The following is a 25,707-nucleotide window of genomic DNA, read 5'->3' on the forward strand; positions in this document are numbered from 1 at the left end:
TCACACTTTCAGTTCTGAGAGGGGATGTGGGTCCTGATACTCCAATGTATTTGGGTTTTTTAAAATATTTGCAATCTGAACCTGATACTTTAATGATTTACGAACCATTGTATACATTTTTATCTGCATTCTTGTTATTTATACTTAATGAACCTAGAGTTGTACTCTCATGTTATGTGGTTATATTTACTTTGGTTTTACTTTTTTCAGTGAAGAAAGTGGATACTCAAGGCGTTATTGTTGCTTCTATCGTTGTCCCCATATTCTATATAGATATGACAATGAATGCTATTAGGATAGGGCTGGCATTTAGTGTTATTTTATATTCTATGAAAGCATTATCAGATAGAAAATACACATTTTTCTTTATTCTTTCTGTCATTGCAACAATGCTTCATATATCGGCTATAGTAGTCTCCGGACTTATTTATGTTATATTTAGTAAGGGATGCAAGAAAGTCATTATTTTCATTGCATCTATAGCTTTTGTTTTATTGTATTTTAATGATTACATTGTTGCAAAGTTAACAGCTTATGAAACTATGAGCTCGCCTAGTGCATCATCAGGTCTCTCCGTATTGTTTCTATCTCTTAGTTTTATTTTTGTTTGGATCAAGTATCCTTACTTAAGAAAGGGAAGTGAACGAGTAATATTATATTTATTATTTTTTACTATTATGTCTTACCTTCTTGTTTTTGTAAGTTATGCGGGATTAAGAATTCAAAATTTAGTTTTCATTACTATATTTTGTGCTTTCATCGTTCATCTAAGACGTCGAAATTTAGTAATAAGGAAAAATGCATATATATACTTTTGCCTGGTTGGTTTGTGTGGCTTCTTATTTAAGTTTCGAATTTTCTTATCAACTTATGGTTTAGGTGACTCTCCCTTTCTTCCTTACCACTTTTTTTGGAATTAATAAATAATCATTTTTAAATAGTGACATTTACCTCCCATAATGGGTGGTTATATTATAGGAGCGTTATGAAAGACCGTTTTGAAGTTTTAGATAGTTTTAGAGGGCTTTGTGCCATATCTGTTGTTATATACCATATGAATGTGTTTGGTACTGTAACGGAATTAGATTTTTTCCGTGGTAGTTATTTATTTGTTGAATTTTTTTTTGTTTTAAGTGGTTTTGTTCTTTCTCATGGCTACTTAAATAGAAAAGATGTTGGATTCAAAGAGTTTTTTATTGGGCGTTTATTTAGGCTATATCCTCTGCATATCTTTACACTGTCATTAGTATTACTATTCCAAATAATAAAAGTCATTGCTTTAAATTTCAATGTTAGTTTTGAAGCTGAGCCTTTTACAGGACCTTATAATATTGCACAATTATTACCTAACATACTGCTTTTGCAATCCTGGAGCTTTATAACTATACCGACATCTTTTAATGCTCCAGCATGGAGTATTAGTGTTGAATTTTATATGTATTTTATTTTTTTCTTGCTAGTTTGTTTGTTTGGTCGGAGAAGTATTGTTCTTTCAACAGTTTTAAGTATGATTTTTTTTATATTTATTATTGGAGAATTCGAGTTTAGTACACCTAATGTAGCTAGAGGTATAAGCTGCTTTTTTGGTGGAGTTTTGTTTTATTATTTTTATGAATTAATTAAAGATCTACACCTTGAAGTCCATAGGATTTTAGCAACGATAGTTGAGTTTTTATTACTCTTGGCAATATATTTTTCTGTTAGCAGCGATTTTAATTTTGTAGGCCCTATTTCCTCATTACTTTTCATGATTTCAGTCCTTGTTTTTTCCTTTGAGTTAGGAGCCATTTCAAGCTTTTTTAAATTAAAGTTTTTTAAGTTAATGGGGCTTTTATCTTTTTCAATTTATTTGACTCATTGTGTTGTAATAAATTACATAGGTGCAATGATTAAGCTTATATCGAAGGTTGTCGGGGGCGAATTTTACTTTACTTTGAATGATGTTAACTATATTGATTTTGGGGGGTTATTATATAATTATATTTATATTTTTTCTATACTAGCCCTGACTTTTATTTTTTCCATTTTTACTTACAACTTTGTTGAGATTAAATCTGTTCGTTATGGAAAAAGAGTTATCCATAATATTAAGGGGCATGAACACTAAATTTTTTAATGGAAAATTTACACAGGTTAAGGGCGCTATAAACCGCCAGAAACAGAGTAAGCGAGCGGTAAACTATGAACATGTCTAGGTTTGAACATATTATCTATTAGCATTTTTTTAATATTCATGGTGAGAATTGAAACGACTTTTGTTTAACTGGTTTTTTATTAACTAAGGACACTGTATTTTGTCTAGTGGTAACAACCTTTATTAATGAAGCTCATCTCTATTTGATAGGTGCTAATCATGAGTTGCCAGGTTATTGTATTCATATAACTTCATTTTTGTAATGTGTATGCGTTATAAGTTTTGTACTTATTGGAATTTACTTGACTTATGGAGGTTAATTTCTCGTAAATTCTATCACTTACAAAGATAATTCTCGAAATTACTATTGTTCCTATTTAATGAGGTTGACGAATAAAATTTATAAGATTAGATGCTCAATACGATTGTTGATTTTTTCTGTTATAGTGTTGAGTTCATTCCTATTTAGTTAAGCCCGATTTCAGATAATAAGTGCGACATTTATGGAAAGGTGTAGAAGAGGAAGCCAACTGCTGAAAGTGGTACGCTCTTCTCGCCAAAGAAACAAGCAGTACTACCATGAATTATCAGCAGTTGACCGAGAGTAGAAGATACCAGATTTCTGCTCTTTTAGAACGGGGAATTTCGGTTTCTGAAATAGCTAAAACCGTTCAGTGCCATCGCTCTACGGTATATCGGGAGCTTAAACGCGGCAGCAAAGGCAGTCATTATTGCCCAAGCGAAGCTCAGGTATTCTCAATCAAAAAACGCACATCAGCGCGTAAATACAAATTATCTCAGGAGCGTGTTGATTTTATCAGCCTCCCCTTAGAATGGGATTGGAGTCCAGAGCAGATTTCCTGTGTATTAACTAGAGTCGGTGCTGCGGTCAGCCATGAGTGGTTCTATCGATTTGTTGCGCAGGATAAACGCTTAGGAGGCTAGTTATATCGCCACTTGAGGCAAGGTCACAAGCGGTATCGTCGCGGTAGAAAAGAGAAAGCGCCAGCGATCAAGAATGCTGTTTCTATCGATGATAGGCCAAGCATTGTTGACAGTAAGAAGCGATTGGGTGATTGGGAAATCGACACCGTATTAGGCAAACCTGGCACAGGTGGTATGGTAACAATTTTAGAGCGTAAAACAAGATTTTACGTGGTCAAGAAGGTGCCATCGAAGTCAGCAGATGATGTCACTAAAGCCACCATAGAACTACTCATGCCTTATAGGGAACATGTCCATACCATTACGGCAGATAACGGGAGAGAGTTTGCAGGTCATGAAACCATCGCAAAGGCGTTGGAGACTGATGTGTACTTTGCCCATCCTTATAGCTCTTGGGAGCGTGGAGCCAATGAGAGTGCTAACGGGTTTTTAAGGCAATATGTGAAGAAAGGAACCGACTTAACAACGGTAACAGACAGCGATATTGAATTCGCTGTATCACGTATAAATTATCGACCGAATAAGTGTTTAGACTTCAAGCAACCAGCTATTATTTTTGAAGAAATTGCAGTGGCTGCTTGATATTTGAGAGTGTCGCACTTCGCAGTCGAATTCGGGAGTAGTTAGCTAATAATACAAGATCAATAGAGAGCTTATTTAAATCGCAAATACAGAAAACATTTATTCCATTATTATTAGCCATTAACCCTCTGTTTTTCAATCGTTATATTCATACAATTCAGTGTAAGAATTAAGTGGAACGATTTTAATGACGTTAAAACATTAATTTGCATTGTGTAGGTTTTTAAAAAGTGCAACTGCATTTCATTGAAAGCTAGTTGGAGGTAGTGTATACCGAAAGTGATAACTGAACAAGATTGATTATACATAGTGATTGTGTACTAACTGGATAAATTGCGTTTACGAGTTCGTATAAAAGGTACTATCTAGAGTATTATTTTGAAGTTTGTTTAGAATGGAATTAACTTCAATAAGAGTAAGTCATGTTTGTCTTCGAATCGAGGAGCATAAGTTTTTTTGGTGAGTGGTTTGGTGGGTTTGCATATTTATTTAAATAGTAAATATTTATATTAAAGTTGTTAAAATAATCACTCAATTTTATTCTGATGAGTGTGATGTTTCTTTTATTTTGCGCCTTGTTGGTTTAATTTTCTGATGTGATTTTGGAGGTTGTGGTTCAGGAGAGTTATAATGATAAAATTTTCAGAATCATGCTAAAAATAGCAAAATACCACAAAACTCTCGTTTATGTAATCGAGAATTATTAGCAGTTTCTATTCAAATATGTAATTTGAAATTGACATTAAATAACATTTAAGCGTTTACAGGGTAGGAGAATGAAAATAATTGGTACCCACATTTCTGATGTGAAAATTATTGAACCAAGTGTATTTGGTGATGAGCGTGGTTTCTTTATGGAAACCTGGAATCAAAAGCAATTTGAAGAACTAGTAACGGGAAAGCCGACTCAATTTGTACAAGATAATCACTCTAAATCGAAGAAAGGTATCTTACGCGGCCTGCATTACCAAACTGAAAACACCCAAGGTAAGTTAATTCGCGTTGTTTCTGGTGAAGTGTTTGATGTTGCAGTCGATATTCGAAAAGGCTCACCAACTTTTGGGCAGTGGGTAGGAGAGTACTTATCTGCTGAAAACAAACGTCAATTGTGGGTGCCAGAAGGGTTTGCTCATGGGTTCTACGTGACAAGTGATGAGGCGGAGTTTGTTTATAAGTGTACGGACTATTATAACCCATCAGCAGAACGCTCAATTGCTTGGAATGATGAAAATTTAGCTATTGATTGGCCTATCTCAGTCAAGCCTTTATTATCAGGAAAAGATAAGCAAGGCAGCAAACTTTCTAAGGATACTTCCATTTTAATATGAATGTTTATATTTCTGTAATATCACATGGCCACTCAGAATTAATGAACCGGTTATTGTGTTTACCCGCTTTAGCTGAAAAATATCAAGTTGTAGTTAAAAGTAATAAACCTCAAGATAAGTTTGATGCTTGGATTTCACATCCGAATGTTCATTGGATAAATGATGGATATGGGTATGGTTTTGGTCATAATAATAATATTGCTTTTAATCACTGTTGTTCAAAGCTTGGGATGGTTGAAGATGATTGTTTTATTATTTTAAACCCTGACGTTGTTATTGAGGTTTGTGAAATTGAGCGACTAATTTTTGATATGCAAGAAAAACAAGTTAAGTTGGCTGCAATTAATCTGTTTAAAGATAATGAATTTACTAATTATGATAACTCCATTCGAAACTTTCCTTCTTTAATTCAATTTTCAAAATCTTTCTTAGGGTTAGGGAACAGCTCAATATTAGATAAATCTTCATTAAGTGCCCCATCTCAAGTTGATTGGGCGGCAGGCTCTTTTTTGGCATTTCAAGCTCGCCACTATGCTAATCTTGGTGGCTTCGATGAGAACTACTTTATGTATTGTGAAGATATTGATATTTGTTATCGAAGCTATTTAGTTGGAGAGAGAACTATGTATTACCCTGATATAAAAGCGCGACATTTGGCTAAACATGAAAACAGAAAACTTATCTCGAAACATTTTTATTGGCATGTGATAAGTGTAATACGCTTTTTGTTTACTAAGGCGGGTTTAACAAAAGCTAAGTCAGACTTGACTCTAGATAAACTGTTATAGCATTAAAGATAGAATAGGATATTTACATATGCGGTGATCTTATTCCAGCTTTACACCGTGGTATTACCAAATTATCACAATCATTTATTGCTTGTTAACCACCCCTTCAAGCATTAAAAATACGTACTAAATGACTCGTTGAACTGGATAATACTTCGCTGATGCAATAATCGTTTACCATGCCGTGAATTAATCTGTGGTTTATTGGTCGAGGCTATTGATTTCTGCGGAGTAACAGTCTCCTATAAAAACCATGATTTAGTCTGGTCTGATGACTGTCTCAGTGCTGAGGCAAAACTGAGAGGGTTTTACGTTTACGCTTGATTTCCCCAATAGGTGGTGAAACTTGGCTTGTTTGTGAACATCAAAAAATATAGGACACCCATGTATTTGACAGGTTTCAAATCGCCGACTAGCCTTAGTTTATCTGTTTAGATTTTGTTCACTGGCGGTCAGGATGACTCAAGCACGCTCAACTCAAGTTTCCCTTCAAGATACTGCTTACTATCACTGTATTTCACGGTGTGTACGTCGCGCGTTTTTGTGTGGCGAGGATAAGTATTCAGGGCAAAACTTTGAGCATCGCCGAGTTTGGCTGGTCGAACGTATGAGGTTGCTAAGCCAAGTGTTTGCGATTGATGTGTGTGCCTATGCCATTATGTCTAATCACTACCATTTGGTGTTGCATGTTAATACGGCGTCGGTGGAATCTTGGAATGACGAAGAGGTCGTTCAGCGTTGGATTACGTTATACAAAGCGCCTTTGCTGGTGAGTCGTTGGCTGAGTGGTGAGTTAAAATCTAAAGCTGAAATCAACAAAACGCTTGAGCTTATTGATGAATGGCGTGAGCGTTTGCAGGACATCTCTTGGTTCATGCGTAACCTGAATGAGTTTGTCGCTCGTGAAGCGAATAAAGAAGAAGGTTGTAAAGGCCGCTTCTGGGAAGGGCGGTTTAAGTCTCAAGCTTTGTTGGATGAAAAAGCGCTGTTAAGCTGCATGGCTTATGTGGATTTGAATCCGGTTCGGGCTGGCATGGCGCAATCATTAGAGGAATCTGAATTTACTTCCGTCTATGAACGCATTCATTCTATGGCTTGCAAAGGCGATGAAGGTAAAGGCGAGGTCGTCTCTTTACCCGCTAAAGGCTTGGCTGGCTTTTTAGGGAATGAGCGACAAATGCAGCCTTCGGTGTTTTCTAAGATAGGGGGCATTGAGTTCTCTTTGTTGGATTATTTAGCCCTAGTGGAAGCATTAGGCCAAGTGGTTCGGCCAAACAAGCGTGGTTATATTCCGCCATGTGATAATACGACTCTTGAACGGCTTAATATGGGGGCTGAGGAATGGCTTAAACTCTCAGAAAGCTTTGGGGGCAAATTTCGCTGTGCTGTTGGGTCTGCTCAAGAGCTTGAAAGCTATGCATTGCACACCAACCGAGCGTGGGTATCGGGACAAAGCTTGATGACGGCTTGTGACGCCTAGAGGGAGTAGATGTGGTACTAAGTTTCATATGAGTGTCGAGGTCAGAACAAATCACTATGCGAGCCAACCCTTGCCAGTTGGAGTTGTCCGTCGAAAATTCGGTAGATGAGTAATAGATCTGGCTTTATGTGGCAGTCTCGAAACTCTACCCAATTTCCAGTTAATGAGTGGTCGACATTTTTAGCATCGAGCGTTTCACCACGTTGCAGCTTGGATATTATGTTCCCGACTTCAACAATGTCAGGAATAGACATCTTGTTTACTTTTTTGAAGTCTTTCTTAAATTGAGTTGAGTATTCTAACTCATACATTGTTAACTTTACCTTCAGTGAGCTCAGATAGTAGAGAATCAACTGAATTCGTTTTATGTCCCTTACCTTCAATAAGCTCCATGATGGCAGCAGAAGTCACATCGTTTGGCTGTGGTACCCTTAAATCAAAAGGTATTCCGCCGTGGTTGATTACAGCTTTCGCGAATAGTTTTATTGCCTGGGAAGTGCTTAAACCAACCTCATCACAAATATTTGTAAAAGCGACTTTAGTATCGTGATCAATACGTGTACTCAGCATTTCATTTTTCATGTTTATACCTTTATGTAGTGCAATGTAATACAAAGTATAACAGTGTTTGAAAGCGTGCAACAATAAGCAATAAGCAATAAGCAATAAGCAATTCAGGGTTAAGCGTTGCATGGCCTATGTTAATTTGAAACCAGTTGAGACCTATGTGGTTCAGTATCACGAAGCGGTGGTTGATATTATGGTTGAAAAATCGGCAATGCTTAACAACAAGTAATTCCCAATTGTGGATACAGAAATTACCGATTTTCCTAACTGATTAAGAGCTAAAAAATTCATCGCTAAGATATTAGCTAGAGACAAACAATAACCAAAAAAGGCTTAAACCCATGTCACTGTTTGATTACCTTATCGAACTCTCTATGTTCTTCTTTCTTTCATTTTCGGTGTTGTACTGTATGCGTAAAGTGGGCTACGCCATTGGTCTAGTCGATAAACCGAATGCCAGAAAACATCATGAAGGTGTGGTTCCTTTGGTGGGCGGGATCTCTCTCTGCATTACTGTGTTGTACTTCCTTTACGTGAATGCAGCTGAGTTCAAGAATGTAGAGATAGCCGCAGCGTGCTTAACGGCACTGGTATTGATTGGAGTGGCCGACGACCGTTTTGATATCAGCTTTAAGCTCCGAATGGGCGTGCAAGCCATCTTAGCTCTGATCATCATGCATTATTCTGGATTAACCCTCTCTCATGCTGGTGATGTGTTCGGATTAGGCGTGCTAGATTTCCCAATAGTGGTCGACAGTATTGTTACTGTAATTGCCGTGATTGCTGCCATTAACGCTTTTAACATGGTCGATGGTATTGATGGGCTGCTGGGTGGCTTAAGCATGGTGGTGTTTGCATCGTTAGGTGTGGTGTTCTTCGCTTATGAACTCGAGTTTTACGCCTTTTTTATGGCAGTGATGGTGGTGATCTTATTACCCTTTGTTCTGTTTAATTTAGGGTATTTTGGCAAACTGCGTAAAGTGTTTATGGGCGATGCCGGCAGCATGATGATCGGCTTCATTGTCATCTGGGTGTTAATTGGCGGAACGCAACACGAGGAGGCCAAGTATATGATTAGACCTGTGACCGCCTTGTGGTTAATCGCGGTGCCTTTGATTGATATGATGGCCATTATGATCCGTCGGATTCGTAAGGGGCATTCTCCGTTCCATCCTGACCGCGAACACTTTCATCACATTATGCAGCGCATCGGTTTTACACCTCGAGAGTCTTTAGTGGTGATTTGCTTGGTGCAATTGGTGTACTCAACGCTCGGGTTACTAGGCGAATACTTCCAAGTACCAGAATACATTATGTTCTACACCATTGTTGCGTGTTTCTTATTGCACACTTACGCGATGACGCACTCGTTTAAAATGGCCAAGATTCTAAGAAAGTGGAAGAAGTTAGAGGAAAAGCCATCTGAGGAAGCTGCAGTATTATAAGGTGATGGAAGTGAAGAAATAACAACATTTTCATGTTTATAGCAGCGGCAGTTAGCTTCCCTTATTGTCTGTTTCATTCATCGTTGTCTGTTGTTATTGATTAGTCCATTCAGTTTTCAGGTTGCCATAACTCAAGCTATAATGAGCAAAAGGGCCCAATCTCAAGATGAGGTTGGGCCCTTTTTACGTTTAACTTGAGAAGTTTTAGACTTGAGCGCTTTTGCTCTCAATCATCTTCAATTGAAAACCTAAGCCATTAATACACTTCTAATCATTAGTACACTTTTTCTGGAAGGTTACGCCAACTTCTAATCCAGCTTGTAATGCGCCAAACATAGCTCATGGCTACAGTGTATGAAGCAAAACATATCATAAACAGGATGAACATGGTCGATTCTGCGATCTCTAGGAATTCACCGTAGATACCGAAGCCAGCAAAGCTACTTGCGATCGCACAAATGATGGCGAGCGTTTGACGCGATGTAAAACCAAGGCGTTGGAAAATATGGTGTAGGTGTTCACGGTCGGGCTTGAAAGGGGAGTCACCGCGTCGTGCGCGTCTGAACATGATGGCAGCCATGTCCATCAGCGGGACAGCAATTAGCCATAATGCAGTAATCGGTCGCATCATAGCTTCTGATGGATCTTGGCTTGCGCCCAGCAGTAACCAAATCACAGTAAAGCCAATCATCATGCTGCCAGCATCACCCATGAAAACTCTACGCTCTCGTCCAAGAATACCGAGATTCATTAAGATATAGGGAATAGTCGCGGCAATGAATACAGCACACAAGTAAGCCAGGCCGTGTTGACTGTCGATTTTAAGCAAAATGGCGATACCCGCAAAGGTAACAATAGCAAGGCCACCTAACAGGCCATCAATGCCATCGACCATATTGAACGCATTGATAGCACCAATCACAGCAAGTACCGTGACTACAGGGCTAAGAAACCCTAAATGCAGCTCTCCGCTTCCAAAGAGGTTACCAATGTTCTCTAGTCGGATATCGGCGAAATACATCATGCAAATGGAGAGGATCGCTTGAACCACAAGGCGAATCTTGAAACTGATATCGAATTTGTCATCAAGAGCGCCGATAAAAATCAGCGTGGCGATAGAGGCTAAAAAGAGCTGGCTATGGGGGATCACATCGGGGTGCGTGACGATAAACTGGCCTATCGATAAGCTGATAGCGATACCGCCTACCAGTGGGATCGCACCCTTGTGCAGCTTTCTTTCATTGGGTTTATCTACTAAGCCGATGACTTTTGCTACTTTTCGCATTAAAAAGAGTGAGGAAAAGGAGAAGAAACCAACAAATGATAGCTCTAATAACATGATTAACTCTAGCCAGTGTTTTGTATGAAGTTTAATTGCGTGCATCTTACGTTAAAAGTATCAATGTGTACACTCAGTTGAGTATGTTTTGTTCGTTGTTTTTTGAGTGTGACATTTGGTTTTAGTATGTAATTTAATGTTAACTAAGAATGGTGGCTACGATGTTTTGGCCAGTATTATTGATTAAGCTTTGTAGGTGCCTTAAACACAAAATGACATTTTTTTTCACATCCGATCCTCCTACCTGCGCCCTTTCTTGATCTTCCACTACAGTTTTGACTGTAAACTGTAGTAAAATTACGCTAATTTGTTTTTATACCGATTTATTTTGAATTGAACGAGGTCAGTCCTATGTCAGCTAAGAAGCCAATGGCTCTAGTGATCCTTGACGGTTACGGTTACCGTGAAGACAACCAAGACAACGCTATCGCGAACGCTAATACACCTGTATTAGACGGTCTTATTGCTAACCAACCTAACACGCTAATCTCGGCTTCTGGCTTAGATGTAGGCCTACCTGATGGCCAAATGGGTAACTCTGAAGTGGGTCACACCAACATTGGTGCGGGTCGCGTGGTATACCAAGATTTAACGCGTATTACTAAATCAATCGCAGACGGCGAGTTCGCTCAAACTGAAGCGCTAGTGAATGCTGTCGATAAAGCAGTTAAAGCAGACAAAGCCGTGCACATCATGGGTCTTATGTCTCCAGGTGGCGTCCACTCTCATGAAGACCACATCTACGCAGCTGTTGAAATGGCAGCAGAGCGTGGCGCAGAGAAAATCTACCTACACGCATTCCTAGACGGCCGTGATACGCCGCCACGTAGCGCAGAAAACACATTAGCGCGTTTCCAAGAGTTGTTCGCTAAACTGGGCAAAGGCCGTGTGGCTTCGCTTATTGGTCGTTACTACGCAATGGACCGTGATAACAACTGGGATCGCGTTCAAGAATCTTACGACCTTCTTACCGAAGCGAAAGGTGAATTCACGTTTGATACAGCGGTAGCTGGCCTAGAAGCAGCTTACGCTCGTGATGAAAACGATGAGTTCGTGAAAGCGACTGAAATCAAAGCGGAAGGCGAAGAATCAGCAGCTATCGTTGATGGCGATGCGGTTATCTTCATGAACTACCGTGCTGACCGTGCTCGTGAAATCACACGTGCGTTCGTGCCTAACTTCGACGGTTTTGAGCGTAACGTATTCCCAGCGATCGATTTCGTGATGCTGACTCAATACGCAGCAGATATCCCACTTCTATGTGCATTCCCACCGGCTTCTCTAGAGAACACTTACGGTGAATGGCTATCGAAAGAAGGCAAAACGCAGCTACGTATCTCTGAAACAGAGAAATACGCGCACGTGACGTTCTTCTTCAACGGCGGTAAAGAAGACGAGTTTGAAGGCGAAGAGCGTCAGCTTGTTGCTTCTCCAAAAGTAGCAACGTACGACTTACAGCCAGAAATGAGCGCGCCAGAGCTTACTGAAAAGCTTGTTGCAGCGATCAAAGGCGGCAAATACGACGCTATCGTGTGTAATTTCCCTAACTGTGACATGGTTGGCCACACTGGCGTTTACGATGCAGCAGTTAAAGCGGTAGAGTCGCTAGACGAATGTCTGGGTAAAGTGGTTGAAGCAATCAAAGAAGCCGACGGCCAACTGCTAATCACTGCAGACCACGGTAACGCGGAAATGATGGTAAACCCAGAAACGGGCGGCATCCACACGGCGCACACTAACCTACCTGTTCCACTTATCTACGTGGGCAGCAAAGACGTTGAGTTCAAAGAAGGCGGCAAGCTGTCTGATTTAGCACCAACAATGCTTTCTCTGTCTGGTGTTGATATCCCAGCAGAAATGTCAGGTGATATTTTAGTTAAGTAGATGTTTTTTAGATAAATAGCTACTTATTTTTCATCGAATACGAGAACGGCTACACGCGAGTGTGGCCGTTTTTTTGTGATTTTTCTGGACTCAATGTCAAGCCAGTAAAACCAGTGTCTATCTCTTTACCTGTCTACCTATCTTTCATCCTGCTTCTATTTTATAGCCAATATGGCCGACATCCGCTCTTGATGAGTTTGAGTCTGATTCTAAGCATGAGCATCGAAGCGAAATGGATTCATTTCCTCATTGTTTATCAAATAAACAAAACCTTGCACATCTATTTTGTTAGTGCTAAATTTTCAACAATTGAACGATCGTTCAATTGTTGATTTGGTTTGATGAAGATAAATACGATAAACACTTGGAGTGTTTTTCTATTTCTCTAATGGAAGTTAAAAATATGAATAAAAAGACGCTTATCATGACATTTTTTGTCGGGGTGATGGCTAGTATTGCCTTTATCTTGATTCAGCCTTTGTTTGGTATGTCGACACTGACATCTCGACACGCTGCTGCGTACGTGACGTTAGGTGGTTATGATCCAACGAGTGCACTGGTGTTGTCGTGGGTTGTGCATGTTGGCGTTTCATTGTGTTATGCCTTTCTTTCGAATCTTATTTTTATCTTCAATTCATCGCTTTCCGTTAACCTCATCCAAATCGCCGTATTGGGTTGGATAACCACGCTTATTGCAACGCCAGCCAATGAATGGGTGGTGAAATTCGTGACGACAAAACAGTTTCCGTCTATCAGTTCGTTATCTGCACTGAACACCGATGTCGGGCCAAAGTTATGGCTGCATATTTTGTTTTTTTTTCTTATCGTTGGTGGGTTATGGGTGGCGAAAAAACAACGTTTCGCTATGGCTGTTGCGAAGATTTAAAGGGCTGTCGCGAAGATTTAAAGAGCATTTAAACACGTATCTTGGTTTATTCGGCTATCTGTTTGTTTGAGATTTTTAGCTCGTTGTTTACTATTACTCGTTGTTTAGCATTTTTAGCTCGCTGTTTACCATTTTTAACTCAAAGCTCAACAACCATTCTTTGCGGTTCATACCACCGGTGTAGCCCGTTAATGTGCCATTTGCACCGATGACTCTATGGCAGGGAACAACAATACTAAATGGGTTCTTGCCGTTCGCACCACCGACTGCCCTTACGGCTTTTGGTTTGTCCATTCTCTTTGCTTGCTCACCGTAACTGATGGTTTCGCCATAAGGAATGGTGGTTAAAGCTACCCAAGCTTTAAGTTGAAAGTCAGTCCCTTTTGGCTGCAGTGGCAAATCAAAGCTTGTACGTTTTCCTGCAAAATACTCATCTAACTGTTTCGTCGCCAGTTGGCAAAGGTCATCTGGATTGCTAGTCATTAGCTCTTCATGATTTACATGGTCAATTTCAATCAGCGACACACCATTGCTCACAATGATCATCTTGCCAATCGGTGCGTCATAGAACATTTTGTAAATGGTGTCTTCCATGTCATCTTCCTTCTTTTAGTTTTTTCTGCTCTTAAGCTCTTCGAATCTCGCATCTGCTCTTATATCTTTTCGCATCCCGGTTACCCGAATCTCGCATCTGCTCTTATATCTTTTCGTATCTCGATTACTCGAATCTCGCATCTGCTCTTATATCTTTTCGCATCCCGGTTACCCGAATCTCGCATCTGCTCTTATATCTTTTCGTATCTCGATTACTCGAATCTCGCATCTGCTCTTATATCTTTTCGCATCCCGGTTACCCGAATCTCTCATCTGCTCTTAAATCTTTTCGCATCTCGATACCCGAATCTCGCACCTGCTCTTACGCTCTTATATCTTTTCGCATCTCGGTTACTCGAATCCCGCATCTGCTTTAGCTCTCACACGAAGTGCAAAGCAATACCCTGAAATACCACCCATGATGTTCCCCAAGGCTAAACCGATAAACAACCCTTCGACACCATCAATTTGGCTGCCTATCCACGCAAAGGGCAAGGTAAACACAAACAAACGCATGAAGCTCCATTGAAAGGCTTTGAGTGGTTGATGCATCGCATTCATGCCGCTGATCAGCATCATCACAATGCCTTGGAATCCATAGCTAAAAGGGACGACCAACAAGTAATGCCACAAAATGCCTCGTACGGATTCTTCTTGAGAAAACAGGGCGGCCAAAGGAATGCTTAGCGGCACCATCATTAAGAAAATCAAACCTTGGAACATCACAGCAAAACGCATACTGAGAAACAGTGCCTTAAAGCTGCGTTGAGGGTTGTTTGCGCCAAAGTTCTGCGCCATAAAAGGCGTAAGGGCAGAGGTCAGAGACATCAACACAATAATAAGAATGGATTCAATACGCTGGGCAGCACCATAAGCAGCAACGGCTTCGGTTCCTTGTTTGGCCAACATCATCATTATGATGGCACCCGCTAATGGATTGAGTGCATTGGACAGCGCAGCAGGCGTGCCGATGGTCAGTATTTGATGCCAATCGCTAAGGATGTTTTTGATATTCGGTAAAGCCAGAAGCTTTTCTCGTTTAATCAAGATGTACAGCGAGCAACACAGAGCGCCAAACCAACTGAAACCACTGGCAATTGCAGCACCTTGAATGCCTAATTCAGGAAAGGGGCCGTATCCAAAAATGAGCAAAGGGTCGAGAACGCCGTTGATTAACCCTGCCAGCATCATGATTTTAGCGGGCGTTTTGGTATCGCCACTGGCACGAATGGCACTGTTGCCTGCCATTGGGATCACTAATAGGGGAATGGTGATATACCAGATCAGCATGTACTCGGAGATCAGAGGCAGTAACTCCGCTTCGGCACCCAACAAAGTAAATAGGGGTTCGAGTGAGATAATGCCAACGGCGGAAGCGCAACAGACCAGAAGTAGCGCGAGTAATAATCCATGACAGGTAAACCTTGCTGCGTTTTGCGCGCAGCCTTGACCGAGTAAGCGCCCAATACATGTCGAAAGGCCGATGCCGATCCCCATGGTGATGCAGTTAATCGCAAAGGTGATTGGGAAGGTAAAGCTCACCGCAGCAAGGGCTTGTGTACCCAGTAATGAGATAAAGAAAGTATCGACGAGGTTAAACATCAAGATCGCCACCATACCGAATATGGTCGGTATGGTCATGGTACGTAAAGTCTGTGCTATCGGGGCCGTAAGAAGCCCATGCTTATCTTGCATGTAAAACGCCGATTGAACTAGAATATGGATAGGATACAGTGAATTGTGAGTAGTCTGAAGATCGCTTTCATAAAGTTTACAAATCACACAATACTAACAGCATACGGTGTGATAGCATTCTGCCGTTATTAATTCAGATGTTTTGAGAGATTTATAGTGAAGCAGCAGAGTCAACCGCAATCGAACTCCCCAGAAAATCCACTAGCATATAATTCAAATGATGTAATTGACCTTAGAGAGCTTTTTAAGGCGATGTGGGACGGTAAATTAATCATCATATTGGTGACGGCTTTGTTTGCTATCAGTAGTATTGGCTTTGCCTTATCATCTCAGGAGTGGTGGTCCTCTAAAGCTAAGATAGTGCAAGCACAACCTCAAGACATCGCTGCATACCAACAGCAAGTAAAACAGTTTCAACCAGTTTTTAATATTTACCAAGATGATGGTACTGTTTTGGTAAGCCGAGAACTAGATATGTTGGTTAATTCGGAAGTTTTATTTAAACGCTTCGTTAATACTTTGAACTCAACTAACAACAAGCGTGCTTTTTTGGAGAATAGTTCTGAGTTTGAAGACTTTAGAAAGACAATGTCTTCAAATGAAATAGAGATGACTGAAGATGCCACTAGAGCTCTTCATGCTCAGTGGTTTGGTAGAATATCAACATCTAGTGTTGATATAAATGATCGAAATTCCCCTTATTTAGTTAGTTTTCAAACTATGACGAAAGAAAGTAGTTTTGATTTACTGACATCTTATATAGATAAAACTGTAGCTAAAGTTCATGAAGATGCTTTTAACAACTTACAAGCCATTGTTCATGGAAAACGCAATGAACTAATTCAGCAGCAACGAATTCTCGAAAGTCAGGCCAAAAATCAGTTATTGGTTGAAAGTGAGAGAACCAAGTATGCAATGGGTATAGCTCAAGCCGCAGGGGTAGAAAAACCTATCCAAACAGGTAATGACAATGAATTGTTTGGTATAGATTTAGGTTCCAAAGGTTTAGCTGCAAAAGTTCAAGCTTTGGAATCGGTAAAGAATCTGAGTGTCATAGAGCCTCGCCTTCAACAAATAAATGCGAAGTTAGATATGTTGAATAATCTTGAAATAGACCGAAGTGTTGAATTTCAAACTTTTCGATTTTTGGAAAATGTTGAACAGCCAATTGCTCGAGACAAGCCAAACCGTGCTCTAATCGTTATGCTTGGTACTTTGTTTGGTGGCATTTTGAGCGTTGCAATTGTGTTATTACGCTTTGCGTTTAGAAAAAGAGATTAACCTCCTTCAATGGTCAGTGGATTCCCACTGGCCACTTTTTTCTGCACAGCCTGTGATTTGAAATTTCAGACACTTCGCCCCTTAGTTCTGGAATGGCAAGACTCGAAAAGTAAAGACGAAATTCTCTGTCTACTTTTAGTCTTGTCGATTTTCTGCTCTTAAGCTCTTCGAATCTCGTTTACTCGCATCCCGCATCTGCTCTTATCTGCTTTTCAGATCACAATTTTTATCTTTTCCCCCTTGGGTTCTTCCACATCGCCCCAACATATTGGGTAACCCCATGCCAATCGTGGCAACTATCAAATTAAATGGAAATTATCAGGAGATCCGACCGATGAATATCCGTCCTCTACACGACCGAGTTATCGTTGAGCGCCAAGAAGTTGAATCTAAATCTGCTGGTGGCATCGTTCTAACTGGTTCTGCCGCTGAAAAATCAACGCGCGGTACTATTCTAGCTGTTGGCAAAGGCCGCATTTTAGAAAATGGTTCAGTACAACCATTGGACGTTAAAGTTGGCGATACTGTTATCTTTTCTGAAGGCTACGGCACTAAAACTGAAAAGATCGACGGCAAAGAAGTTCTGATCATGTCTGAAAACGACATCATGGCGATCGTTGAGTAATCCGCGCCACACATTGAACTGATTTAATAAAGAATTTTAAAGGAAATTAAGATGGCTGCTAAAGACGTTAAATTTGGTAACGACGCACGTATTAAAATGCTAGAAGGTGTAAACGTTCTGGCTGACGCCGTAAAAGTAACGCTAGGTCCTAAAGGCCGTAACGTTGTTCTAGACAAATCATTTGGCGCACCAACGATCACTAAAGATGGTGTTTCAGTTGCACGTGAAATTGAACTTGAAGACAAGTTCCAAAACATGGGCGCACAAATGGTTAAAGAAGTGGCTTCGCAAGCGAATGACGCGGCGGGCGACGGAACAACAACAGCAACAGTATTGGCTCAGTCTATTATTGCTGAAGGCCTAAAAGCCGTTGCTGCTGGCATGAACCCAATGGATCTTAAGCGCGGCATCGACAAAGCGGTTATCGCGGCTGTTGAAGAGCTGAAGAACCTTTCTGTTCCTTGTTCAGACACGAAAGCGATCGCTCAAGTAGGTACTATCTCTGCGAACTCTGATTCGACAGTAGGTAACATCATTGCTGAAGCGATGGAAAAAGTAGGTCGTGATGGCGTTATCACGGTTGAAGAAGGTCAGGCTCTACAAGACGAGCTAGACGTAGTTGAAGGTATGCAATTCGACCGCGGTTACCTATCTCCTTACTTCATCAACAACCAAGAAGCCGGTTCTGTTGATCTAGATAGCCCGTTCATTCTTCTTATCGACAAGAAAGTGTCTAACATCCGTGAACTTCTTCCGACTCTAGAAGCGGTTGCTAAGGCATCTCGTCCACTTCTTATCATCGCTGAAGATGTAGAAGGCGAAGCGCTAGCAACTCTTGTTGTGAACAACATGCGTGGCATCGTTAAAGTAGCGGCTGTTAAAGCACCTGGTTTCGGCGACCGTCGTAAATCTATGCTGCAAGACATCGCTATCCTAACGGGCGGCACGGTTATCTCTGAAGAGATTGGCCTAGACCTTGAAAAAGTAACGCTAGAAGACCTAGGTCAAGCTAAGCGCATTACGATCACTAAAGAAAACTCAACCATCATTGATGGTGCGGGTAATGAAGACATGATCAAAGGTCGTGTTTCTCAAATTCGTCAACAAATCGAAGATGCAACTTCAGACTACGACAAAGAGAAGCTTCAAGAGCGTGTAGCTAAGCTAGCTGGCGGCGTTGCAGTAATCAAAGTTGGCGCTGCGACTGAAGTTGAGATGAAAGAGAAGAAAGACCGTGTAGAAGATGCACTTCACGCAACTCGCGCTGCTGTTGAAGAAGGTGTGGTTGCTGGTGGTGGTGTTGCACTTATCCGCGCTGCATCTAAAGTTGCTGGCCTTGAAGGCGACAACGAAGAGCAAAACGTAGGTATCCGCGTTGCACTACGTGCAATGGAAGCGCCTATCCGTCAAATCACAACCAATGCTGGCGACGAAGAATCTGTTGTTGCTAACAATGTTCGTGCTGGCGAAGGTAACTACGGTTACAACGCGGCTACTGGCGAATACGGCGACATGATTGCTATGGGTATCCTAGATCCAACTAAGGTAACGCGTTCTGCACTTCAGTTCGCAGCATCGGTTGCTGGTCTTATGATCACAACAGAAGCGATGATCACTGATAAGCCACAAGATTCTGGCCCTGCAATGCCTGATATGGGTGGCATGGGCGGTATGGGTGGCATGGGCGGCATGATGTAATCATCCCCCTTTCTCATAACAGAGAAAGCCATACATAAGCTTTAGAAAACGGAGACTTCGGTCTCCGTTTTTTTTGCTCTTCGCATCTCGTTTACTCGCATCCCGCATCTTCCTTTGATCTGCTTTTCCATTGCTCTTTATGATTTTGCGTCTTATATTCAACAGTACAGTTATGACATTGATCTAACATGGATAGCTGTTGAATAATGGATAATAAATGCTTGATTGAAAATGGATTAATCAAGTCAACAATAAGTCAGTGGAGACTCCCCAATGAAAAAATTACTTTCAGTACTTGCTGTGTCTGCAGCAGTAATGGCACCGGCGGCATTTGCTTCTTCGCCTGTTATGTTTTCAACGATCAACGGCTTCAATGCTCCGGATTCAGATGCGGTTGGTGGTGTACGCTTGGCTTTGCTTCACGGACAAGTGAACGACGTTAAAGGTGTCGACCTTGCGGTTGTGGGTATGTCAGAAACACAAACCACGACGGGTGTGAACCTGGGTATTTTTGGTGCGCATAAAGTAAACCAAGAAATGACCGGTGCTTCTTTGGGTATATTCAACTGGAACCCAGGAAAAACGACAGGTTTGAACTTGGGTGCAGTGAACATCACTAATGATGTGAAAGGCGCGAACGTGAGCTTCGTAAACTACTCTGAAGGCAACACTATGGTTGATGTGGGTGCTGCGAACCTTTCAGAAGTGTCGACGGTTCAGGTTGGTATCTTCAACAAAACCAACAAAATCGAAGGCGTGCAAATTGGCTTGATCAATTGTGCTGATAACGGTTTCTTCCCGTGCTTCCCGATTGTAAACTTTGCTAAGTAAATTGTAGTGAGCCTTTCAACTCCCTATTGGCGAGTTGCTTTTTTTAGTAAGGCTTAAAGCTTTTAATGTTTAAACCTATTAACGCCTAAGCCCTTGAGCTTAGGCGTCATTGCTTTCCATTCCATTCCTAACGCACATATCTCAAATGACTCAATAAGCATTCTGTTTTATATTTCCTATTGCAGTATTTTTACTTATAAGTACAATGTGCGATAAATTCCCAACGATGATTTATATGCTTTGATTAATCCCCATACCGTCGATTTTAAAAAGGCTTTTTTAAGTCTAACCGCCAGTTTTTTAGTAGTTTTGAGCTTGTTGCTCGTTGATTCAGCGGAAGAATCAGATAAACAGTATGGAATCGAAAACCAAGGCGTGACACGCTCTTTAGCGGAGCTCACACAGATCATTAATGCACTAGAGTACAACATCACTGCGCTCTACCCACTGCATGGTGACACCTACGTATTCTCGCATGACAAAAAGATCGAAGATGAAACGTGCTATTTCACCAGTGAAGAGCAGCATGCCCCTCGCTTTGACTTTATGTTCTCTGGCCCTCGTGAGATGTGCGACCCGAAATCGGACCTTTATACCGAGGCGGGGAAGCGCCTGTTTATCGCGCCGACCATGGCTTATTTTGCCAATACCATAGAGACCATCTCTGCGATTTACTTCATTTCGAAAGAGAAGTTTATTATCTCTTCCCCCTCCGATATTGCCCAATATATGAAAGGCGATACGTTTGACTCTGTCGTAAATAGCCGACCATATTGGATTAATACGATTCGCTTTGGCTTAGCTCAGGGGCAAGATCAGGTGGTGTATACCGGCCAATACGATGATTACTTAACAGGTAAGAAAGTGGTGACCTTAACCAAAGGGATCTACGTTAATGGCGAGTTTAAAGGGGTATTGGGTGTCGATGGCTATGTCTCTAACCTCGTATCGAACCCTACCCATGGTTATAAAGTCACCAGTACTCGAGGCGCAAACAAGTACGGGTTTATGGACTTTACCTACTCCAAGCCTCTGTATGTTGATGACATTAACACCCAGCTATATCTGAGTATTGAAGAAGATAAGATCGAACACTTTCTGCATGTATTGGCGATGGAGAAGATTCAGCTTTCGATACTGTTGGTTTTGTATTTGCTCTCGGTTTTATGGCTATGGCGTTTTTATACAAGACAAGAACACCAGCGTTTGAATGACCTAGCAATGCGCGATCCATTAACGGGCTTACTGAATCGACGTGGCTTTGAAGCTCGATTACTGGCTCAGGATGAACAGCCGATTATTGGTGTTGGTGTGTTTGATATCGATGATTTCAAAGTGGTTAATGATCAGTATGGCCACAAAACGGGGGACGAGGTGATTTGCCATGTTGCTCAGTTGATGCTGAACAGCGTTAGGCAGCAAGATATCGTGGCACGGTTTGGTGGTGAAGAGTTTGTTGTCGCGATCACGGGTGAATCTTCTGAGTTGCTTTCGTCGATCTTTGAGCGAATTCAAAACGACATTAGCCTACAGAGTTATCGATGCCCAACAGGTGACAAGGTGAATATCTCAGTGTCTGGTGGCGCGACGCTCTACTCTCTGTATAAGTTCGACAGTGTCGGGCACTTGTGGGAAAACCAGAGTATTCGTTCTTCGGACGAGCAGCTCTATAAGGCCAAGGCTGCAGGTAAGAACCAGGTGTGTATTCAGGTGTATTAATTAGTTGGATACACAAAGGCCTAGTCGTGTGACTAGGCCTTTTTAATGTCTGTTTCAGGTTGAGGTTACTTCTTCACGCGGCCTTTTCTCATCCACTTCTGATGCACACCACGGCGTAGGCTCTGGAAGCTATTTTCCACTTTGTCGACACCAAGCAGGATAACCAATGCCATTAGCGTGATGATGACAGACTGAGAGAGATGGCCTAAGGCAATCATCATCCCTAATGCAGCGAGTACCCAGATAATCGCAGCTGAAGTCACACCATGAATCTTGCCATCCAATGTCATCATGACCCCTGCACCAAGGAATCCAACCCCCGTAATGATCTGACCGAGCACACGAGCTTGATCGAGCGTGTTGGGGGATAGGCTAATCGCCATGGTGAGGAAGAAATAGGTACCACTGATGATCAGAATCGACGTTCGGATTCCGACGGGTTTACCGCGTGTTTGCCTTTCGATTCCTATCAACGATCCACACAGCATACATGCCGCAAGACCTGCCCAGCTAAAGGGGGCAAGGTTGAGAGTTTGTTCTATAAATTGTGACATATCACCCCTCCTAAGAATTTAGAATAGAGCCGAGTATGCTAATAATAGACCGGACGATCGAACAAAAAATTTTTGTCTTAACGACTGATAGAGGTGACTTAAAGTCTAGCAGCCGTTTGTCGTTAAGGTGAAAACGGGTGTCGTGGTCTCCGTCGCTTCTTGATACTCAAGGTAGCAGTTATCAGCCTGTTTTTTTCGGCTAGAAGGCGCATAAAGAATAATGCCATCATTCGCATCTGTGTTGGTAAAGAACCAGTCAGCTCGACCCGTATCCCAAACAGCATCTAGAAAGGTTGATTCGATGAGCTGTGACCAAGTTTGATCGTTCATCGCTGCAGGATAGCCGTAGACGACTGAGATATTGTCACCCTCAACATTAATCGATGCGCTAGCTGCTTTATCTAAGCCCAATGCTGATGTCTTACCATAAAGCATAGCACTTGCGCCCTCCATTCCGCCCTTAAGGCCATTTAATGTCGAGATGCGCGCATCAGTTTGCAGGTTGAGGAACTTAGAAGCCGCGGTGACTGACACAATGCCTAGAATCACGATCACTACAACCAGTTCGATAATGGTGAAGCCTTTCTGTTGAGTCTGTGCTTGTGAGCGAGCGGGTAAGGCATTGGGGTTCATTGATACGACTTCTTTATTCAATATGTAGATCGAGTGGCGTCTTGCTGCTGCGTCCACCAATTTCACGAGTTAACTTAGGTACGAGGTAGCCAGAAACCTCAGAGATTAATCCCTTAAAGTGACGCTTGGCTTCTTCATCTGAAATATAGAAATGAGCGGCGCCCTGAACTTTATCAAGTACATGCATATAGTAAGGTAAAACACCGGCGTCGAATAGCTTTTCGCTTAATTCTTTCAATGAGTTAGCGCTGTTATTTACACCTTTAAGCATCACGCCTTGGTTGAGCAGAGTCGCACCACTGAGTTTCAACTTATGGAAAGCTTGTTTGAGCTCTAAGTTAATCTCGTTGGCATGATTAATATGGCTGACCATCACCACATTGAGACGAGTTTGAGCTAACAATTGGCACAGCTCGTCAGTCACACGTGCTGGAATCACAACCGGTAATCGGCTATGAATTCGAACGGTTTTCACATGTGGAATCTGTTCGATGGCATTGATCAGCCATTCTAGTTCACTGTCCTTTGCCATCAACGGGTCGCCACCGGATAAGATAACTTCGTTTATCTCTGGATGAGCGGCTACATAGTCGAGACTGGTTTGCCACACAGACTTCGAGCCCTTGTTATCTTGATAAGGGAAGTGACGACGGAAGCAGTAACGGCAGTTAATCGCGCAGCCGCCTTTTACAATCATCAGTGCACGATTTTTGTATTTGTGCAGCAACCCTGGGATCGCGTTTTCTTGCTCTTCCAATGGATCCGCGGAATAGCCTTGGTGAACCTCGAACTCTTCGTTGAGTGGTAACACCTGACGCAATAGAGGGTCGTGTGGGTTGCCTTTTTCCATTCGTTCGACAAAGCTAAGGGGTACCCTAAGTGCAAATAATTCACGAGCAGCGAAGCCTGCTTGCCACGGTGTTGGGTCTATTTCCAATGCCTCAAGCAGTTTTGACGGGTCAGAGATCGCATTCGATAGTTGTTTGAGCCAGTTTTGCTCAACAGATTCGACTTTTCGGGTTATGATATGCGGCATTGAAATTAACTCAAAGATGTGGAAGAGAAAATCATGGCGTCAGTAAGCACCAATGAATTCAAAGGCGGTTTAAAATTCATGTTAGATAATGAGCCTTGCGCAATTATCGACAATGAATACGTTAAGCCAGGTAAAGGCCAAGCGTTTAACCGTGTAAAACTTCGTAAACTGCTGTCAGGCAAAGTGTTAGAGAAAACATTCAAGTCAGGCGAAAGCTTCGAACTTGCAGATGTTGTTGACGTTGAATTAGGCTACCTATACAACGATGGCGAATTCTACCACTTCATGAACAACGAAACATTTGAGCAAATCGCAGCAGACGTAAAAGCAGTCGCTGATTCAGCAAAATGGTTAGTTGAAAATGACGTTTGTACTCTAACGTTGTGGAATGATAACCCTATCACTGTTACTCCGCCAAACTTTGTTGAGATCCCAGTAACTGAAACTGATCCTGGCCTGAAAGGCGATACACAGGGTACGGGTGGTAAACCTGCAACTCTAGCAACAGGCGCGGTAGTTCGTGTACCTCTATTCATCGCTATCGGTGAAGTTGTTAAAGTTGATACTCGTACTGGCGAATACGTTGGTCGTGTAAAGTAATTTACTTCAAGTATCTGAAAAAGGTCGCTTAGGCGGCCTTTTTTTGTATTTAAAACGCAGATACGAGTAAGCGAGATGCGGGATACGAAGAGCTTGAAGGGCAGGTGCGCGTAAACGAGATGCGGGATACGAAGAGCGGGAAGAGCAGAGCCGAGTCAGAGAGATAAGATATTCAACAAGCAACAAAAAAGCAGAGCTGGATAACCTAGCTCTGCTTTCGCTTTTCTGCTTTTAAGCTCTTCGAATCTCGTTTACCCGAATCTCGAATCTGCTCTTAACTGTTAGATCATAAAGATGAAGATAACAGACAACGCGCTGATTAGGCCTGCAACGAAGTAGCAGCCCACTTTACCTGCAACGCCGACGTGGAACTTAAGGTCGTGCATGCCGTGGTGAAGACGGTGCATTGCGTGCCACATTGGTAGAGCTAGCGTACCGATGATGAATAACGCACCGATAATGCTGGTGGCAAACTCAGACACACGCTCGTAGCTCATTGCATCTGCATCGATAATGCCCATAGGCACTAAGATACCCAGCACTAAAATCGTGATCGGAGTGATCATCGCGAACCAAGTACCGCCAGCGCCGAATAGGCCCCACCAGATTGGCTCATCAGAGCGCTTCGGATTGTGGTTAACGGGTTTCATTTTGTAATTTGTGTTCATAACGAAGCTCCTTACACCACCATGAGAACGATTAAAGAAATAAATGCCACCGCTGCCCACTGGGTCAGTACGATGATTCTTTTATCTACCAATTTGCCTTTAAGGCGGATTGGCATTACTTGAGGCATCATGCTGAAGAAGGTCTGAGCGTGCAGTAAGCTGCCTAGCAGTGCCACGATATTAATACCGATAACGATAGGGTTAGCCATAAAGCTCAACCAGCCTGCCCACGCTTCAGGACCTTTCACTAGCGAACCTAAACCAAAGGTTAGGAACAGAGTGAATAGAATCAAAGGCAGTACAGTCGCTTCACGTAGCATGTAGAAACGGTAGAACGGATGGTTGCTCCACCACGTTCTCTTCATTTCACGAACATAAGGTTTACGATTGCTCAT

At 41.9% G+C, this 25,707-nt stretch carries 24 protein-coding genes and 1 pseudogene; 15 read left to right on the forward strand and 10 right to left on the reverse strand.

All coding sequences use genetic code 11. The annotated features are described in order from the left end of the window. Positions 1–26 precede the first annotated feature (26 nt). The 6 genes and pseudogenes from OCU90_RS01080 to OCU90_RS01105 all read left to right on the forward strand — a co-directional run bounded on the left by OCU90_RS01080 (position 27) and on the right by OCU90_RS01105 (position 7,257). Positions 27–920, forward strand: coding sequence for an EpsG family protein (locus tag OCU90_RS01080; RefSeq protein ID WP_240513392.1), 894 nt, complete (start codon positions 27–29; stop codon positions 918–920). A gap of 65 nt (positions 921–985) precedes the next feature. After that, positions 986–2,107, forward strand: coding sequence for an acyltransferase family protein (locus OCU90_RS01085; RefSeq protein WP_061023841.1), 1,122 nt, complete (start codon positions 986–988; stop codon positions 2,105–2,107). A gap of 606 nt (positions 2,108–2,713) precedes the next feature. After that, positions 2,714–3,661 (forward strand): annotated as a pseudogene (locus tag OCU90_RS01090) (IS30 family transposase). A gap of 776 nt (positions 3,662–4,437) precedes the next feature. Beyond that, the gene (gene rfbC / locus OCU90_RS01095; protein WP_061023842.1) at positions 4,438–4,989 is read left to right on the forward strand and encodes a dTDP-4-dehydrorhamnose 3,5-epimerase; all 552 of its coding nucleotides are present in this window, start codon (positions 4,438–4,440) and stop codon (positions 4,987–4,989) included. Beyond that, the gene (locus OCU90_RS01100; RefSeq protein ID WP_061023844.1) at positions 4,986–5,777 is read left to right on the forward strand and encodes a glycosyltransferase family protein; all 792 of its coding nucleotides are present in this window, start codon (positions 4,986–4,988) and stop codon (positions 5,775–5,777) included. The genes rfbC and OCU90_RS01100 overlap by 4 nt, the downstream gene beginning before the upstream one ends. 457 nt (positions 5,778–6,234) lie before the next feature. Continuing rightward, complete coding sequence (locus OCU90_RS01105) at positions 6,235–7,257, forward strand: transposase (RefSeq protein ID WP_061023845.1); 1,023 nt, start codon at positions 6,235–6,237, stop codon at positions 7,255–7,257. A gap of 41 nt (positions 7,258–7,298) precedes the next feature. Here the strand turns inward: OCU90_RS01105 and OCU90_RS01110 are convergent, their stop codons facing one another. Continuing rightward, positions 7,299–7,568, reverse strand: a complete 270-nt coding sequence (locus tag OCU90_RS01110; RefSeq protein WP_061023846.1) for a type II toxin-antitoxin system YafQ family toxin — start codon at positions 7,566–7,568, stop codon at positions 7,299–7,301. Further along, positions 7,561–7,839, reverse strand: coding sequence for a type II toxin-antitoxin system RelB/DinJ family antitoxin (locus OCU90_RS01115; RefSeq protein WP_050652034.1), 279 nt, complete (start codon positions 7,837–7,839; stop codon positions 7,561–7,563). The genes OCU90_RS01110 and OCU90_RS01115 overlap by 8 nt, the downstream gene beginning before the upstream one ends. 326 nt (positions 7,840–8,165) lie before the next feature. On the opposite strand from OCU90_RS01115, the gene wecA (OCU90_RS01120) reads away from it, so the two are divergent. Continuing rightward, complete coding sequence (wecA, locus tag OCU90_RS01120; RefSeq protein ID WP_061023848.1) at positions 8,166–9,269, forward strand: UDP-N-acetylglucosamine--undecaprenyl-phosphate N-acetylglucosaminephosphotransferase; 1,104 nt, start codon at positions 8,166–8,168, stop codon at positions 9,267–9,269. A gap of 274 nt (positions 9,270–9,543) precedes the next feature. Here the strand turns inward: wecA (OCU90_RS01120) and wecA (OCU90_RS01125) are convergent, their stop codons facing one another. Beyond that, positions 9,544–10,608, reverse strand: a complete 1,065-nt coding sequence (gene wecA, locus OCU90_RS01125; protein WP_061023891.1) for a UDP-N-acetylglucosamine--undecaprenyl-phosphate N-acetylglucosaminephosphotransferase — start codon at positions 10,606–10,608, stop codon at positions 9,544–9,546. Between the two features lie 351 nt (positions 10,609–10,959). Between wecA (OCU90_RS01125) and gpmM the strand changes: the two genes are divergently transcribed. Together gpmM and OCU90_RS01135 are read left to right on the forward strand one after the other, a co-directional pair. Beyond that, complete coding sequence (gene gpmM / locus OCU90_RS01130) at positions 10,960–12,492, forward strand: 2,3-bisphosphoglycerate-independent phosphoglycerate mutase (RefSeq protein ID WP_061023849.1); 1,533 nt, start codon at positions 10,960–10,962, stop codon at positions 12,490–12,492. A gap of 403 nt (positions 12,493–12,895) precedes the next feature. Beyond that, positions 12,896–13,378 (forward strand): hypothetical protein, encoded by a 483-nt coding sequence (locus tag OCU90_RS01135; protein ID WP_099426145.1) that lies wholly within the window; start codon positions 12,896–12,898, stop codon positions 13,376–13,378. Between the two features lie 93 nt (positions 13,379–13,471). On the opposite strand, the gene OCU90_RS01140 is transcribed toward OCU90_RS01135, so the two are convergent. Both OCU90_RS01140 and OCU90_RS01145 read right to left on the reverse strand, forming a co-directional pair. Continuing rightward, the gene (locus tag OCU90_RS01140) at positions 13,472–13,972 is read right to left on the reverse strand and encodes a methylated-DNA--[protein]-cysteine S-methyltransferase (protein WP_061023850.1); all 501 of its coding nucleotides are present in this window, start codon (positions 13,970–13,972) and stop codon (positions 13,472–13,474) included. 351 nt (positions 13,973–14,323) lie between these two features. Further along, positions 14,324–15,667, reverse strand: a complete 1,344-nt coding sequence (locus OCU90_RS01145; RefSeq protein ID WP_061023852.1) for an MATE family efflux transporter — start codon at positions 15,665–15,667, stop codon at positions 14,324–14,326. 156 nt (positions 15,668–15,823) lie between these two features. On the opposite strand from OCU90_RS01145, the gene OCU90_RS01150 reads away from it, so the two are divergent. From OCU90_RS01150 to OCU90_RS01170, 5 genes are all read left to right on the forward strand, one after another. After that, positions 15,824–16,948: an LPS O-antigen chain length determinant protein WzzB gene (locus OCU90_RS01150; protein WP_061023854.1), complete on the forward strand. Its 1,125-nt coding sequence runs from the start codon at positions 15,824–15,826 to the stop codon at positions 16,946–16,948. A 334-nt stretch (positions 16,949–17,282) separates the two neighbouring features. Next, entirely contained in the window at positions 17,283–17,573 is a 291-nt protein-coding gene (locus OCU90_RS01155; protein WP_004733324.1) for a co-chaperone GroES, read from the forward strand. Between the two features lie 51 nt (positions 17,574–17,624). Beyond that, positions 17,625–19,271, forward strand: a complete 1,647-nt coding sequence (gene groL / locus OCU90_RS01160) for a chaperonin GroEL (protein WP_017086888.1) — start codon at positions 17,625–17,627, stop codon at positions 19,269–19,271. Positions 19,272–19,544: 273 nt separating this feature from the next. Further along, positions 19,545–20,102: a VC2662 family protein gene (locus OCU90_RS01165; protein ID WP_004733330.1), complete on the forward strand. Its 558-nt coding sequence runs from the start codon at positions 19,545–19,547 to the stop codon at positions 20,100–20,102. Positions 20,103–20,342: 240 nt separating this feature from the next. Then, a complete protein-coding gene (locus OCU90_RS01170) occupies positions 20,343–21,821 on the forward strand; it encodes a sensor domain-containing diguanylate cyclase (protein WP_061023857.1) in 1,479 nt (492 codons plus the stop codon). Between the two features lie 65 nt (positions 21,822–21,886). Here the strand turns inward: OCU90_RS01170 and OCU90_RS01175 are convergent, their stop codons facing one another. The 3 genes from OCU90_RS01175 to epmB form a co-directional block, all read right to left on the reverse strand. Next, complete coding sequence (locus OCU90_RS01175) at positions 21,887–22,375, reverse strand: MgtC/SapB family protein (protein WP_004733333.1); 489 nt, start codon at positions 22,373–22,375, stop codon at positions 21,887–21,889. Positions 22,376–22,480: 105 nt separating this feature from the next. Then, complete coding sequence (locus OCU90_RS01180) at positions 22,481–23,008, reverse strand: prepilin-type N-terminal cleavage/methylation domain-containing protein (protein ID WP_061023860.1); 528 nt, start codon at positions 23,006–23,008, stop codon at positions 22,481–22,483. A gap of 13 nt (positions 23,009–23,021) precedes the next feature. Continuing rightward, a complete protein-coding gene (epmB, locus tag OCU90_RS01185; protein ID WP_061023862.1) occupies positions 23,022–24,044 on the reverse strand; it encodes an EF-P beta-lysylation protein EpmB in 1,023 nt (340 codons plus the stop codon). Positions 24,045–24,077: 33 nt separating this feature from the next. Here epmB and efp point away from each other — a divergent pair, with 33 nt between their 5' ends. After that, a complete protein-coding gene (gene efp, locus OCU90_RS01190; RefSeq protein ID WP_004733338.1) occupies positions 24,078–24,644 on the forward strand; it encodes an elongation factor P in 567 nt (188 codons plus the stop codon). A 281-nt stretch (positions 24,645–24,925) separates the two neighbouring features. Here the strand turns inward: efp and frdD are convergent, their stop codons facing one another. Together frdD and frdC are read right to left on the reverse strand one after the other, a co-directional pair. Next, the gene (frdD, locus tag OCU90_RS01195; RefSeq protein ID WP_029225230.1) at positions 24,926–25,312 is read right to left on the reverse strand and encodes a fumarate reductase subunit FrdD; all 387 of its coding nucleotides are present in this window, start codon (positions 25,310–25,312) and stop codon (positions 24,926–24,928) included. A gap of 11 nt (positions 25,313–25,323) precedes the next feature. Beyond that, entirely contained in the window at positions 25,324–25,707 is a 384-nt protein-coding gene (gene frdC, locus OCU90_RS01200; RefSeq protein WP_061023864.1) for a fumarate reductase subunit FrdC, read from the reverse strand.

Origin of the sequence: Vibrio splendidus, assembly GCF_024347615.1 — a bacterium.
GTDB classification, from domain to species: domain Bacteria; phylum Pseudomonadota; class Gammaproteobacteria; order Enterobacterales; family Vibrionaceae; genus Vibrio; species Vibrio splendidus.